Origin of the sequence: Chelativorans sp. J32 (assembly GCF_000518985.1) — a bacterium.
In the GTDB taxonomy this organism is placed as follows: Bacteria; Pseudomonadota; Alphaproteobacteria; order Rhizobiales; family Rhizobiaceae; genus Chelativorans.
The window spans coordinates 17,331-30,165 of sequence record NZ_JAEQ01000030.1 but is presented as its reverse complement, the minus strand read 5'-3'; the positions used below and the strand labels follow the sequence as shown (position 1 = coordinate 30,165).

Annotated in this window: 12 protein-coding genes; 8 read left to right on the top strand and 4 right to left on the bottom strand. The window is 64.5% G+C overall.

Going from position 1 to position 12,835, the window contains the following annotated elements:
- Positions 1-284, top strand: a 284-nt coding sequence (locus tag CHEJ32_RS27570) for a hypothetical protein (RefSeq protein WP_028035800.1), incomplete at its 5' end; no start/stop codon positions are given.
- 347 nt (positions 285-631) lie between these two features.
- Here CHEJ32_RS27570 and CHEJ32_RS0122550 read toward each other — a convergent pair.
- From CHEJ32_RS0122550 to CHEJ32_RS0122540, 3 genes are read right to left on the bottom strand one after another with little or no spacing between them, the layout of a single operon-like run.
- Entirely contained in the window at positions 632-2,116 is a 1,485-nt protein-coding gene (locus CHEJ32_RS0122550) for a tripartite tricarboxylate transporter permease (RefSeq protein WP_028035799.1), read from the bottom strand.
- A gap of 14 nt (positions 2,117-2,130) precedes the next feature.
- Positions 2,131-2,631, bottom strand: a complete 501-nt coding sequence (locus CHEJ32_RS0122545; RefSeq protein ID WP_028035798.1) for a tripartite tricarboxylate transporter TctB family protein — start codon at positions 2,629-2,631, stop codon at positions 2,131-2,133.
- Positions 2,632-2,684: 53 nt separating this feature from the next.
- A complete protein-coding gene (locus CHEJ32_RS0122540) occupies positions 2,685-3,635 on the bottom strand; it encodes a tripartite tricarboxylate transporter substrate binding protein (RefSeq protein WP_028035797.1) in 951 nt (316 codons plus the stop codon).
- A 210-nt stretch (positions 3,636-3,845) separates the two neighbouring features.
- Between CHEJ32_RS0122540 and CHEJ32_RS0122530 the strand changes: the two genes are divergently transcribed.
- From CHEJ32_RS0122530 to CHEJ32_RS0122520, 3 genes are read left to right on the top strand one after another with little or no spacing between them, the layout of a single operon-like run.
- Positions 3,846-5,315, top strand: a complete 1,470-nt coding sequence (locus CHEJ32_RS0122530) for a sulfatase-like hydrolase/transferase (protein ID WP_028035796.1) — start codon at positions 3,846-3,848, stop codon at positions 5,313-5,315.
- Between the two features lie 2 nt (positions 5,316-5,317).
- On the top strand, positions 5,318-6,406 hold the full coding sequence (locus CHEJ32_RS0122525) for a Gfo/Idh/MocA family protein (RefSeq protein WP_028035795.1): 1,089 nt from the start codon (positions 5,318-5,320) through the stop codon (positions 6,404-6,406).
- Positions 6,406-6,732: an L-rhamnose mutarotase gene (locus tag CHEJ32_RS0122520; protein ID WP_034658995.1), complete on the top strand. Its 327-nt coding sequence runs from the start codon at positions 6,406-6,408 to the stop codon at positions 6,730-6,732. The genes CHEJ32_RS0122525 and CHEJ32_RS0122520 overlap by 1 nt, the downstream gene beginning before the upstream one ends.
- On the opposite strand, the gene CHEJ32_RS25800 is transcribed toward CHEJ32_RS0122520, so the two are convergent.
- On the bottom strand, positions 6,717-7,616 hold the full coding sequence (locus CHEJ32_RS25800; protein ID WP_051469863.1) for an IclR family transcriptional regulator: 900 nt from the start codon (positions 7,614-7,616) through the stop codon (positions 6,717-6,719). The genes CHEJ32_RS0122520 and CHEJ32_RS25800 overlap by 16 nt on opposite strands.
- A 166-nt stretch (positions 7,617-7,782) precedes the next feature.
- Between CHEJ32_RS25800 and CHEJ32_RS0122510 the strand changes: the two genes are divergently transcribed.
- The 4 genes from CHEJ32_RS0122510 (at position 7,783) to CHEJ32_RS0122495 (ending at position 12,833) form a co-directional block, all read left to right on the top strand.
- A complete protein-coding gene (locus tag CHEJ32_RS0122510; protein WP_028035793.1) occupies positions 7,783-9,543 on the top strand; it encodes an ABC transporter substrate-binding protein in 1,761 nt (586 codons plus the stop codon).
- Between the two features lie 63 nt (positions 9,544-9,606).
- A complete protein-coding gene (locus CHEJ32_RS0122505) occupies positions 9,607-10,623 on the top strand; it encodes a zinc-binding dehydrogenase (RefSeq protein WP_028035792.1) in 1,017 nt (338 codons plus the stop codon).
- Between the two features lie 7 nt (positions 10,624-10,630).
- Positions 10,631-11,818: an enolase C-terminal domain-like protein gene (locus tag CHEJ32_RS0122500; RefSeq protein WP_028035791.1), complete on the top strand. Its 1,188-nt coding sequence runs from the start codon at positions 10,631-10,633 to the stop codon at positions 11,816-11,818.
- A 10-nt stretch (positions 11,819-11,828) separates the two neighbouring features.
- Positions 11,829-12,833: an ABC transporter permease gene (locus CHEJ32_RS0122495; RefSeq protein WP_028035790.1), complete on the top strand. Its 1,005-nt coding sequence runs from the start codon at positions 11,829-11,831 to the stop codon at positions 12,831-12,833.
- Positions 12,834-12,835 lie beyond the last annotated feature (2 nt).

Below are 12,835 nucleotides of genomic sequence, written 5' to 3'. Positions count from 1 at the left end.
CTGTCGCAGAAAGGGAAAGGGTGGACGACTTTTACGCCGCCCGCAGCAGCTCCATGCCGCCGCTTCCGTGGACTAGTTTCTCACCGCCGTTCTCATCGATCAGCTTCAACAGCCAGATGATCGCTGAGCAAAACCGGAATGCTCCTCCTCCTGCCCCGGCGGGCACGAGCCAGGACAGGCTGGGCGACGTCGTTGACGCGCTCCGCCGGCAATGCGGGAACACTCCAGCCGACCGCGTGCCGACCCCCGTCGCCCGGAGCTTCTTCGAGAATGCCTATAAGTAGAACCAAAGCCGTTTCGAGGCAGCTTCCAATGGCCCGGATCGCCGACGGGCAGTGGAAGCCAGGACGTGACAAGCTCCCTCCCGACCTGCGCGGGCCTCAGAGGCGGGCGGGGCACGGCAGCGAGCAGCTGGGGGTATAGGCGTGCCGCGGCACGCGGAGCAGCGTCCGTGGCACCCGTCTCACGATTCCGCCGCCATACATGACAGCCATGCGATTACTGACGCGCTCGACCACGGCGAGTTCGAGGGCGATAGACCAGGCAAGAAGAAGTTCAAGCGCGACCGGTCGGCTACTTCCACATTCCATTCATGGGAAAAAATGCACCACCTAAGTCGGGATCAAACACTTTAGAACGCCTGCCTTGCTCCGCTGCGTCGCATCCTGAAGACGGGCAAGGCCAGAGCCGTCAGGGCAACGATGACGAACCCCATCGCGATCGGCCGGTCGAGAAGCGCGGAAACATCGCCGCCAGAGGCCATCAGCGCCGTGCGCAGATGCTGTTCCGCCAGGGGCCCAAGCACCAGCCCCACGACGAAGGGGGCGATCGGCACGCGGCAATATTCGAGCCCATAGCCGACAAGGCCGAAGCCCAGCATCACCCAGACGTCGAACATGCGTCCGTTCACCGTGTAGGCGCCGATGATGCAGATGACGAGCACGACGGGGAATATCCATACCCTCGAAATCCGCATCAGCTGCGCGAAGAAGAGCACGCCCACGGTCATGAAAACGAACATGAGGATATGGGCCACCAGATGGGCGGCCATGATGGAGTTCACGATCTCAGGACTGTGCAGGTAGAGCATCGGCCCCGGGGCCAGATTGTGGATCATGAGCGCGCCAAGCAGCACGGCATCGGCAAGCCCGCCCGGGATGCCTAGGGCAAGGAGCGGGATGAGCGTGCCGCCGGTGGTGGCGTTGTTCGCACTTTCGGCGGCGACGATCGCTTCCTCCGAGCCCTTTCCGAACGTCTCGGGCTCCTTGGAGAAGTTCCGGGCCGTGGTGTAGGCGACCAGGGAAGCTATGGTCGCGCCCACCCCCGGCAGGATGCCGATCCCTATGCCGATGAGGGAGGAGCGGACCATGTTGACGCCGTGGACGATATAGTCGCGCACTGAGATCAGCACCCCCTGCATGGTCACCTTCAGGCGCCCGGCATTTTCCTCCTCGATATTGATCGTGTCGGACAGGAGCTGGCTTATGGCGAAAATGCCGAGAATGACCGGCAGGATGTCGAACCCCGCGGTCATCTGCACCCATCCGAAGGTGAGCCGGTCTGCGCCGGAGGCGGGATCGAGGCCGGGCATCGCAACCAGCATGCCGAGCAGGGCCGAGATGAGGCCCTTCAAAAGGGAGCCGCGGCTCAGGGAAGCGATCAGCGTCAGCGCCATACAGACCACGGCGAAGATTTCCCAGGGGCCGAACACCACGGCCACGCGCGCCAGGGCGGGCGTGAGCGTGACGAGGGCGACCCAGGAGAAGAATCCGCCGACGATCGAAGCGGTGTTGCCGAGCCCGAGCGCCCGGCCGGCCTTGCCGGACTTCGCCAGCGGGTAGCCGTCCATACAGGTCATCACGGCATTGGGCTCACCCGGTATGCGCATCAGCGTCGCCGTTACGAGACCGCCGCTCACGCCGCCGACGAAAAGCGAAATGAGCAGGGTGACAGCATCGACGCTGTTCATGGTGAAGGTGAAAGGCAGGACGAGCACCATCAGCGCGCCGGTGTTAATGCCCGGCAGCACGCCGATCGCAATGCCGAGCAGCACGCCGGCGCACATCATCGCCAGGACGGCGGGCTCCAGTAGGTGAAGGAACGCGTCGGTGAGCATCGGCTGGAACCGCCTTAAGGAAGCGCCACGACGAGAAGGCGCGTGAAGACGAAGACGAGCACCGCGCCCGCGGCGAGTGCGACGGCGAGCGCTGTGACAACAATCCTCGGCGCGAGGGTCCTGCTCATGAGGATGCCGCCTAGCGCGACGAACAGCACCGTCGTCCAGAAGAAGCTGAGCGGCGTGAACTGCAGCACAAGGGCATAAGCGACCGTCAAGGCGAACAGGGCCACCGCGAGCTGAGGATGCCGCGCATATTCGGCTTCCTGCCCGATGCCGACGATAAGGGATGTTTCGGCGCGACCGAGCGCCCGACCGAGGAGGAGTCTCGCCGCGCCCGCGCCGGAGAGGGCCATCAGCAGAAGACAGATGCCAATAGGGAACGAGCCCGGCCCGAGCGGATCGAAGCGCGATGGCGGCAATTGAAGCGCCAGGACGAGAAAGACGGCGCTGACGCAGAAGACAGCCGCCATCAAGACGAGATCGGCGGTGCGTTCCTTTTGTTCGGGAGCCATATCGCCCTTCCATGCGGACCGGCGGCGATTCACGCCGCCGCACCGCAATCGCTTCAGTTGCCGCCGAGCGCCGCGCCCATGGGGGCGACCAGGGCATCGACAGTGGCCAGGCGCTTCGCCAATTCCTCGCCGCGCAGGAAAGTCGGGGCGACGCCCTGCTTGCGATAGGAATCCTGGAGAGCCTCGTCGTTCATGGCCTCCTCGATCGCACCGGCCAGCTTGTCGACGACCTCTGCCGGCGTATCCTTGGGCGCGAACCACCAGGTGTCGACCGAAATCTCGGTCGGGTAGCCAAGCTCGGCGGTCGAGGGCACGTCGGGAAGATCGGGGCTGCGTTCAGGGCCCATCACGGCGACAGCCTTGATGCCGGTACCGGAAAAGCCCTTGTATTCCTGCGGGGAAACCACGGTGTAGGCGGAATGGCCTCCGAGCACCGATTGGAGCCGCGTCGGGCCGTCTCCCACATGCACGACGCGCGGCTGAAATTCCGCCGCCGCGGCAAGCTGCAGCGTAGCGATATGGCTCGCACCGCCGATGCTGTTCGCCTCGTTGATCTCGCCAGGCGCCGCCCGGGCGGCGTCGACAAGCGCCTGGAAGTCGGCGTAGGGGCCCTCCTCCGCGACGACCACGATGAAATTCGTGCTTCCGGTCTGGGCGATCGGCTCGAAGGCCTCGACGCCGAAATCGAGCTTCCCCACGGCCTTCGTGCCCATCAACCCGATATGGTAGACGAGGATCTCATATCCGTCCGGTGCGGCATCCTTCACGCGCGTCGCCGCGATGGGCCCGCCATTCACATTGATGACGACCGCCGGCTGCCCGAGCGATTGCTTCTCGGCGATGGCGTTCAGCACGAGGCGCGCGTTCGTGTCCGTCGCCGAGCCCGGCCCCGCCGGAATGACCACATTGATGGGCTTTTCCGGGTATTCGGCGGCAGCCGGACCGAGCGCCAAGACGCCCAAAGCAAAGCCGGCAATTAGGGTGGTACCCCACTTCCTGATCATTCTCTCCTCCACATAGTTGTTCACATATATGAACAGTTGTTCGACCAAGCACAGCACACCGCTGGTCGATCGTCAAGCGCGATGGTGGAGTCCTCAGACTGCAAAAGGTCAGCCGCTTGTAGCTCCATTCCTGTCCTTGGGACACGCGCCCTTGCCTTGAACCGGCGCATGACATAGTCTTTGAACATGAGTTCTCATATGTGAACGCACATGGCGCAGCCCAACATACTCTGGATCATGGCCGACGAGCTCCGTGCGGACGCGCTCGCATGCTATGGTGGCGCCTGGAGCCGTGTGTGGACGCCCAATATAGACGCACTCGCAGCTCGGGGCGTTCTTTTCGAGAATAATTTCTGCAACGCGCCTGTTTGCGTGCCATCGCGCATCAGCATGCTGACCGCGACGCCCCCCGAGCAGAACGGCGTCTATTCGAACGAGGGGTCGTGGCCTTCCTACCCCCTGCCCCTGAGGCTCGAGACTTTCCCGGAGCTCTTTGCGAGGCACGGCTATCGCGTGGCTTCCATCGGCAAGAGCCACCATGGCCCGTACTACAAGCCTTGGCCGGAAGACATCCACGACGGCAGCAGCATGCATGCATTCGGCCTCGATGTGGACGCTACTCCCTTCGAGCCGATCGTCCCAAGGGGGATACCCTCGCCGGTTGGCGGCGTCTTTCCGGAGGGGCGGTCCTTTCCGCCGGAAGCGGTCACGGCGAACGCGCTCCGATGGCTCGACCAAGCGAGCGGCCAGGAGCCTTTCCTCCTGCGCGTCTCCTATCTTCAGCCGCACACGCCGGTGCTTCCTCCGGCGCGCTACCGCGCCCTCTATCGCGCGCGCGACTGGCCGGGCCATGACCTGCCACGGGGCTATGGCAGCGCCTATGAGGAGGCCTTCGCCGAGATCGTCGGCGGCCGGGAACTGAGCCACGCCCAGATGCAGCAGGCCCAGGCGGACTACCACGCGCTCGTCACCTGGCTCGATGCGCAGGTCGGTATGGTGCTGGGCAAGCTGCGGCTTTTGGGGCTGGAGGAGAACACCATCGTGGTTCTCAATTCCGACCACGGCGCCTCCCTCGGCGAGAACGGGCTTCTTTCGAAGGTGGTGTTCGCGCCGCAGAGCCATCGCACCCCCGTCATCTTCTCTTGGCCGGGCCAGTTGCCGGCCGGCACGCGGCGGAGCGATCTCAGCCAGAACATGGACCTTGCGCGAACCCTCTGTGCTCTTGCAGGCATCGCCCCGGCATCGCGCTTTGGCGGTCGGTCGCTTTTCGAGGATCCTCCGCCGCAGGCCATCTATGCGACCATCGGAAGCGGCGCTCCCGGCGCCAAGGCATCCGTCGCGGCGAACAGGGGCACATGGCGCAACGGCAAGGGATGGCCGCGCCGCAGCTGCGTGCGAACCGCGCAATTCCGGCTCGATATGAATGTTCGGCAGGACGGTGCACCGGTCGCCATAGGGGAAGAGGATATCTTTCTCGCCGACATGACGGCCGATCCGCGCGAGCAGGTCAACCTCGCCGCGGACCTGGCCTATGGAGTTACGGTTTCCGAGCTGCGGACGAAGCTTCTTCTACGGGCAGCCGAAGCGATCGAGCCGGATTACGTGCCGGCGTTCTCGGCGGAAGAATCGCCGGAGTTCCTTCCGCCGCGCATAGCACTTTCCGGAGGAGGACAGGCCTGATCATGAGACCCGGGAAAATCCGCGCTTCCGTCATCGGGGCCGGCTGGTATGCCGCCCAGAACCACATCCCCGTGCTTGCGAGAAGGGATGACGTGGAGCTCGACGGGGTGAGCCGGCTCGGCGCCGAGGAACTCGAGCGCGTCCGGAGCCATTTCGGCTTTGCCTTCGCGTCGCAGAACCATCGCGAGCTCCTCGACCGCAAGCCCGACGTGGTCGTGGTGGCATCGCCCCATCACCTGCACTACGAGCATGCCCGCGACGCGCTGCTCGCGGGCGCCCACGTGCTTTGCGAAAAACCGCTCACGCTTGACCCCGCCGAAGCCTGGGATCTGGTGAAGATCGCGCGGGAGAAGGACCTTCACCTCCTTGTCGCGAACGGATACCAATACCTGCCGCAGGTCGATCTTCTGCGCCGGAGGATCGCTGATGGCGCCGTGGGGCGCATCGAGCATGTCATGGTCAGCTTCATATCGGCCACCCGTGACGTGTTCGAGGGAAACAGGGGCCTCAATGCCTGGAGAACCTCCTTTTTCCGGCCCGATCCCGCCACCTGGCAGGATCCGCGGCAGGGCGGAGGATTTGCCTATGGGCAGCTTTCCCACTCTCTTGCGCTCATGATCTTCCTGACGGGGCTCTATCCCACCCAAGCCTCGGCTCTCACCTTCGGCAGCAGCGTCGACCTGGCCGACTCTGCGGTGCTTTCGCTTGAGAACGGCGCCGTCGCCTCGATTTCAGGCGCGGCAGCGATGCCGCAGGGCAACCGTGGACTGATGCGCATCTTCGTGGCTGGCAGCGAGGGGATACTGACGGCCGAATTCGACCGCGACTGGTGCGAGATCCGCCGTGTATCCGGCGAGGTGGAGCGCCTCGAATTGCAGGCAGGCGACTGGGTCTATCGCTGCGACGGACCGGTGGACAGGCTGGTGGAGCTTGCGCGCGGCGCGGGCGAAAACCATTCGCCGGGCGAGATCGGTGCCGCGACGACAGCCACCATCGCGGCTATGCTCGCCTCGGCAAGAGGCGGCGGTCGGCCGGAACGCCTCCACCTGCCCTTGGACAGCGCATTCCGCCGGGAAAGGGCCGCCACCTGATGGACTGGGCGTCACTGCACAGCACCGCCTTCGTGCTGCGGATCCGCCCGGGCCGCATAGAAGAGTACAGGCGCCGCCATAGGGAGATCTGGCCCGAAATGGTGGCAGCGCTGCGCGCGGACGGCATCGTTCACTACGAGATCTTCTTGCATGAGGAAAGCGGCCGGGTCTTCGGCCACATCCTGCGGTCGCGTCCTCCAAACGCCGATACGGCCGAACACCCCGTCATCCTGAGATGGCGCCGCTATATGGCGGACGTGCTGGAGATGGATGGCGAGAAGCCCGCCCGAGACCCCGTCGAGCGGGTGTTCTATCTCACAGCCTGATATTTGTCTGCCGCAAACGGCAGATTGTAACGGCTCGAATTGACGAGCGCCTCGATGGCGGCCCTCGCATGGGCGGGGTCGGCGAGGCGGTTCAGGACCGGGTCGACCCGGCGGGCGCCGCAACGGGCGCTGAGCTGCAGACTGCCTTCCGCGACCACGTGGAGGATCAAGGCCAGGCCCTCGCTCTCCGCCCGCATGGTGGGTACGGATACGCTGACCGCCGTGGTCGCGCGCTCACTGGCATCATAGACGGGCACGGCAATGCAGAAGACGCCAGGCGTGTATTCCTCGTTGTCGATCGCAAAGCCGCGTCGGCGGATTTCGGCGAGCTCCTCCACCAGCGCCTGGGTCGTCGAGAAGGTGTTGCGCGTATAGGCTGGAAGATTCCCTCTCCCGAAGCGGGCATAGATCTCCGCATCGTCCAATTGGGCAAGCAGCGCCTTTCCGACACCCGTCGCGTGGGCCGACAGGCGGGCGCCGACTTCGGACTGGAGGCGCAGTGCATGCGAGCTGTCGACCTTTGCGAGATAGACGTTCTCCGTGCCCGCCAGCTTGGCCAGCTGCGCCGTCTCGTTGACGCGCGCCACGATGGATTCGAGCACGGCGCGCGCCTCGCGCACCACATTGTGGTGGAGCAGGTATGCCTGCCCCGTTTCCCACACTCTGGTGCCGAGCGAATAGTGCCGCGTCTCCGGAGCGAGTTCCACATAGCCGCGATTGGTGAGCACCTCCAGGAGAGCATGCAGGCTGCTCTTGGGAATGCTCAGCTCCCGAGCGATCGCGCCGAACGTCACGCCCTGCGACCTCGTGCCGATATGTTCCAGGAGATCGAGAACCCGTTCCGCGGATTTGACGGATCGTGCGCCGTCCGGCTTTTCCTGCACAGTCTGCCTCCTTTTCCTTCAGCTTTGCGGCCCATCCCAGCCCGCAGGATCCAACGCGCCTTGACGGGTCAGGTCCAGGCGTGTAGCAATATTAGAACACAAGTTCTCATATGTGAACCAGCTTGATTGGGCAAGTGCGGAGGGCGTTGCCATGGGAGGAGAGAGAATGAACACGGCTCGTTTGAGGATGGCCGCCGGTGCCTCGCTTTGTGCGATAGCGTGGGGACTGATCGGGATGGGCGGCGCTGCGGCGCAGGATGTTCCCCGCAATAGGACCCTGATTACGCAGGGCTGGGATTTTCACAATCAGGTGCCGGCTCCTGACAACTTCAACCCCTATGCGGGCGTGCTGCTCCATCAGCGCAACAGCCTGCACTATACGATCAACGAGGCGCTCTTCTACACGAACCACAACACGAACGAGCTCATCCCCTGGCAGGCGGAGGGCTACAGCTACAATGACGACTTCACCGAGGTCACCATCAAGCTGCGCGACGGCGTGAAGTGGAGCGACGGCGAGGTTTTCGACGCGGAGGACGTCGTCTTCACCTTCGATATGCTGAAGGCAGCAGCGCCGGACCTGCTGTTTTCCGGCGCCATTGCCGAATGGGTGGAATCCGCCGAAGCGGTGGATCCGCTGACGGTGCGCGTGAAGCTTACGAAACCAGGTCCCCGCTGGGCGGCGGACTTCCTTGCGACGGGCCAGTCGACGCGCTTCGTGGTCGTGCCGAAGCACATCTGGGAGGGTCAGGACCCGAAGACATTCGGCAATCACGATCCGGCGAAGGGCTGGCCGGTCGGCACTGGGCCCTACAAGCTCGTAAAGGCCGATTCCAGCTCCCTCTTCTTTGATCTGCGCGACGGCTGGTGGGCTGTCGATGCGGGCGTCGCAGACGCCATGCCCAAGGTTGAGCGCGTGGTTTATGTTCCTGCGACGCAGGAAGCGATGCCGCAGCTCTTCGCGAGCAACCAGATCGACGTCGGGCGCTCGATACTGTCCGGCTCTTACGAGGCGATCCGCGTCCAGAATCCCGCGCTGGTCTCATGGAACGAGGAAGGGCCGGTCTGGGGAGCGCCCGATGGGTGCACCTTCGCCCTCACCTTCAACACCCAGAAGGCGCCGTTCGACAACGTTAGGGTCCGGCAGGCCATCAACCATGCTATCGATCGCGGCCAGATTTCCAATCTGGCTTTCGAAGGCTCCATGCCCAAGGCCGTGCTGCCTTTCTCGTCCTATCAGGGGATGCAGGATTATATCTCGAAGATCGAGGGCGAGGTGGGGGCGCTGGCGCTCGACGATCCTGATCCTGAAAAGGTCGAGCAACTGATGACCGAGGCGGGCTTCTCGAAGGACGGCAACGGCATGTGGGCGGGCGCGGATGGCAAGGCGCTGCAGTTGGGCATCGAGGTCACGCAGGGCGACCCGCTCGGTCCCGTGCTGTCCGAGCAGCTGCGCCAGGCCGGGTTCGATGCGCTGTTCCGCGCCCAGCAGAACAATGCCCATACGGAGGCGGTGACGACCGGCAATTTCCAGCTCGCCGTCCGCCCGCATTGCGGGAGCCTCTATGACCCCTGGCAGACGCTCGAGCACTTCCACTCCAAGTATGCCGCCCCGGAAGGCCAGGCGGCGCCGAACCTGCGTGCGCTGACCCGCTATTCCAATCCTGAAATGGACGCACTCCTCGACAAGATGGAACAGATGCAGCCCTCCCCTGACGACCCCGCCTATATGGATCTGGTGCGCGAGGCGACGCGGATCTTCGTGCGCGACCTGCCGGAGATCTCGCTTTCGGAAGAGCTGCACACTATGGTGTTCAACACCACCCACTGGACGGGCTTCCCCTCGGCGAAGGATCCCTACGTGGCCCCATATATCCCGTGGGAGGGTTTCGCACGGGTCATCCATCACCTGGAGCCGCGCCAGTAGCGTCTCCCCCTGATCGGGCGGCGGACGGTCGCCCGGCACCCATTTGTTGCAAACGGATTTGAAATGGACGCTTTGGTTTGGGAAGCCCCCGGCACGATGAACATGCGCCAGTGGAGCGATCCACAGCCCGCCGCCGGAGAAGTGCTGATCGATGTTGCCTATGCCGGCATCTGCGGGTCGGATCTCGGGGGCTATCTCGGCCACAATGCCTTGCGGGTGCCGCCGCTGGTGATGGGGCACGAGTTCTCCGGCGTCGTCGTGGCGCTGGGGGAGGGGGTCGGCCGGCAGATCGAGATCGGCCAGAAGGTCACCTGCAATCCGATGCTTGCCTGCGGCGAGTGTCGCTTCTGCAGGTCCGACATGGCCCATCTGTGCACCAGCCGCAAGCTGATCGGCGCACACCGGCCCGGCGCTTTCGCCGAGCGTGTCGCGGCGCCCCAGGAAGCGGTCTACGCCCTTCCCGATAGCATCAACCTCAGGGCTGCGGCGATCGTGGAGCCGGTGGCCGTCGCGATGCGCATCTCTCGTCTGGCCGGCGATGTCTCGGGGGAAACCGTTCTCGTCATCGGGGCTGGGCCCATCGGCCTCCTGGCGCTGCAGGCGATCAGGATGAAGTCCCCCGCCAGGATCTTCGTCTCCGACATCGATCCGGAACGCCTCGCCATGGCGGAGAGCCTCGGCGCGGTCGCGGTCGACCCCGCAAGCCGCGATCTCATTGCGGAGGTCCACCGGGCGACGGAGGGGCTGGGTGCTGGCGTGACCATCGATGCGGTCGGCTCGGCGGGCACGCGCGCGGCAAGCGTCGCGGCCACCCGTTCGGCAGGCAAGGTGCTGCTGAGCGGGCTGCACGAGGAGGCGAGCGCCTTTCCCGCCTCCGAGGTCATCCGCCGCGAAATCGAGGTGAAGGGTGCCTTCTGCTACACCGGCGAGGACTTTCAGGACGCCATCGATGCCGTCGCGGCGGGGCAGATGCGGCTCGACCCCTGGATCGTCGAGGCACCCCTCAGCGAAGGCGGCCACTGGTTCAAGCGCCTGGTGGGCACACCCGGAAATGTCGGCAAAGTGCTCCTGATACCATGAGGCAGGGATGATCCGGATCAAGGAAATAAAAGCCTTCCCCATTCGCAACGACATGGTGGGGGCGCTTTACAAAGAAGATCGGAAGACCCCGACGCCGCCGAGAAGGCCACCCTGGACAAAGGATGCCGAGGTTGCCGGCCCGATGTCCGGCTACGCGCGCTTCAAGCGCCTGCGCTCTTCGTGGCGGTTCGACGGCGCGGTGGGATGCCTGGCCACGGCGAGCGATGGGACGACCGGCTTCGGGATCACCCGCTATGGCACGCCGGTCATATCCCTGATCAACGACCATTTCGCGTCGCTTCTGGCGGACGAGAACGCGCTCGCCACCGATCGCCTCTGGGACATGATGATGCGCATGGCCTCGCCCTACGGACCCGGCGGACTGGCCTCCTATGCCATCAGCGCGGTGGATCTGGCGCTTTGGGACATGAAGGGCAAGATCCTCGGCCTGCCGGTCTACGAGCTCGCCGGCGGCCCCGCGCGCGAAAGCCAGTTCTGCTACGCCACCGGCAACGACACCGACTGGCATATGGAACTCGGCTTCAAGGCGACCAAGCTCGCCTGCCCCTACGGCATGTTCGACGGGCTGGAGGCGCTCGCCAGGAACGAGGAATTCGTGGCCCGGCACCGCGAGATGATAGGCCCAGACATCGAGCTGATGCTCGATTGCTGGATGGCCTTCGACGTCGAATTCGCCGTGCGGATGGCCGAGCGGCTGCGGCCCTATCGCCTCCGCTGGATCGAGGACTGCCTGACGCCCGAGAACATGGATGCACATACGGCGTTGCGCCAGCGTCTGCCATGGCAGACACTGGCGAGCGGCGAGCACTGGTATACGCCCTATCCCTTCTCCCAGGCGGCCGCCCACCACATGGTGGATATCTTCCAGCCCGACATCTGCTGGGTAGGCGGCTTTTCCGGCTGCCAGCGCATCAACCACATTGCGGAGGCGGCGGGCATCGAGGTCATCCTGCATGCCGGCATGAACACGCCCTACGGCCAGCACTTCAGCTTCGCCAACGCCAATGTGCGGTGGGGCGAGTATTTCGTGGGCGCAGCGCCGGGCGTGCCGCTCGAAGAGACGATCGTCTTCCCCGGCATGGCGACGCCCAAGAACGGCAAGCTCGTGCCGAATGGCGAGCCGGGCTTCGGGCTGGGCCTCACGGAAAGCATCCTGGATCGGATGCGCATCTAGGAGGCGCGCCATGTATGCCGACTATGTCGCCCGTCGTTTCGGCATCATGCTTCTGGTCATCTTCCTGGCAGTGACCATAAACTTCGTCATTCCACGGCTCGCCCCGGGCGACCCGATCGAAGCGCAGCTCAACCAGCTCATCGCTTCGGGCGGAGGTGCAGCCGGGGACGTGCAGGCCATGGCCGCGTCGTACCGCGCCCGCTTCGGCCTCGACCAGCCGCTATGGCACCAATATCTTGCCTATTGGAACTCGGTCCTCCGCTTCGATCTCGGCTTCTCGCTCGCGAACTATCCCGAACGCGTCTCGCAGGCCATTCTTGCCGGCCTTCCCTGGACGCTCGGCCTGCTCGGTTTCGCCACGCTGGTGAGCTTCACCTTGGGAACGCTGCTGGGCGGCATCGTAGCCTGGCCACGCACGCCCCGTTTCCTTCGCGCTGCCGGCTCGTCGCTCCTGGTGTTCTCCTCCATCCCGTATTTTCTGATCGGGATGATCCTGCTTTACCTCTTTGCCATCGTCTGGCGGGTTTTCCCCGCCGGCGGCGGCATACCCTTCGGCACGACAGTGGGCCTCAACTGGTCCACGGTGAGCGGCCTCGCCTGGCATGGCACTTTGCCGGCTATCTCGATCGTCATAGCCGAGATCGGCGCCTGGGCGCTCGGCATGCGCGGCATGCTGGTGAGCGTCCTCGGCGAGGATTATATCACCCTCGCCGAAGCCAAGGGCCTGCAGAACCGGCGCATCTTCGTCTGGTATGGCATGCGAAACGCCATGCTGCCCCAGTTCACCAAGCTTGCGCTCACGCTCGGCCATATCGTTTCCGGCGCCATCCTCGTCGAGGTGATCTTCTCCTATCCGGGCATCGGCTTCCGGCTCTACCAGGCCATCCAGACCAACGACTATTTCGTCATCCAGGGAATCGTCCTGCTTCTGACCATCTCCATCGCCGTCGCCATGTTCATCCTGGACCTGATCTACCCGCTTATCGACCCGCGCATCGACGGAAGAGGACGATAGGC

What these genes read in the sequence shown, in the direction of transcription:
- CHEJ32_RS0122550 (WP_028035799.1), bottom strand. Translation starts at nt 2,116, where the DNA reads ATGCTCACCGACGCGTTCCTTCACCTACTGGAGCCCGCCGTCCTGGCG.
- CHEJ32_RS0122545 (WP_028035798.1), bottom strand. Translation starts at nt 2,631, where the DNA reads ATGGCTCCCGAACAAAAGGAACGCACCGCCGATCTCGTCTTGATGGCG.
- CHEJ32_RS0122540 (WP_028035797.1), bottom strand. Translation starts at nt 3,635, where the DNA reads ATGATCAGGAAGTGGGGTACCACCCTAATTGCCGGCTTTGCTTTGGGC.
- CHEJ32_RS0122530 (WP_028035796.1), top strand. Translation starts at nt 3,846, where the DNA reads ATGGCGCAGCCCAACATACTCTGGATCATGGCCGACGAGCTCCGTGCG.
- CHEJ32_RS0122525 (WP_028035795.1), top strand. Translation starts at nt 5,318, where the DNA reads ATGAGACCCGGGAAAATCCGCGCTTCCGTCATCGGGGCCGGCTGGTAT.
- CHEJ32_RS0122520 (WP_034658995.1), top strand. Translation starts at nt 6,406, where the DNA reads ATGGACTGGGCGTCACTGCACAGCACCGCCTTCGTGCTGCGGATCCGC.
- CHEJ32_RS0122510 (WP_028035793.1), top strand. Translation starts at nt 7,783, where the DNA reads ATGAACACGGCTCGTTTGAGGATGGCCGCCGGTGCCTCGCTTTGTGCG.
- CHEJ32_RS0122505 (WP_028035792.1), top strand. Translation starts at nt 9,607, where the DNA reads ATGGACGCTTTGGTTTGGGAAGCCCCCGGCACGATGAACATGCGCCAG.
- CHEJ32_RS0122500 (WP_028035791.1), top strand. Translation starts at nt 10,631, where the DNA reads ATGATCCGGATCAAGGAAATAAAAGCCTTCCCCATTCGCAACGACATG.
- CHEJ32_RS0122495 (WP_028035790.1), top strand. Translation starts at nt 11,829, where the DNA reads ATGTATGCCGACTATGTCGCCCGTCGTTTCGGCATCATGCTTCTGGTC.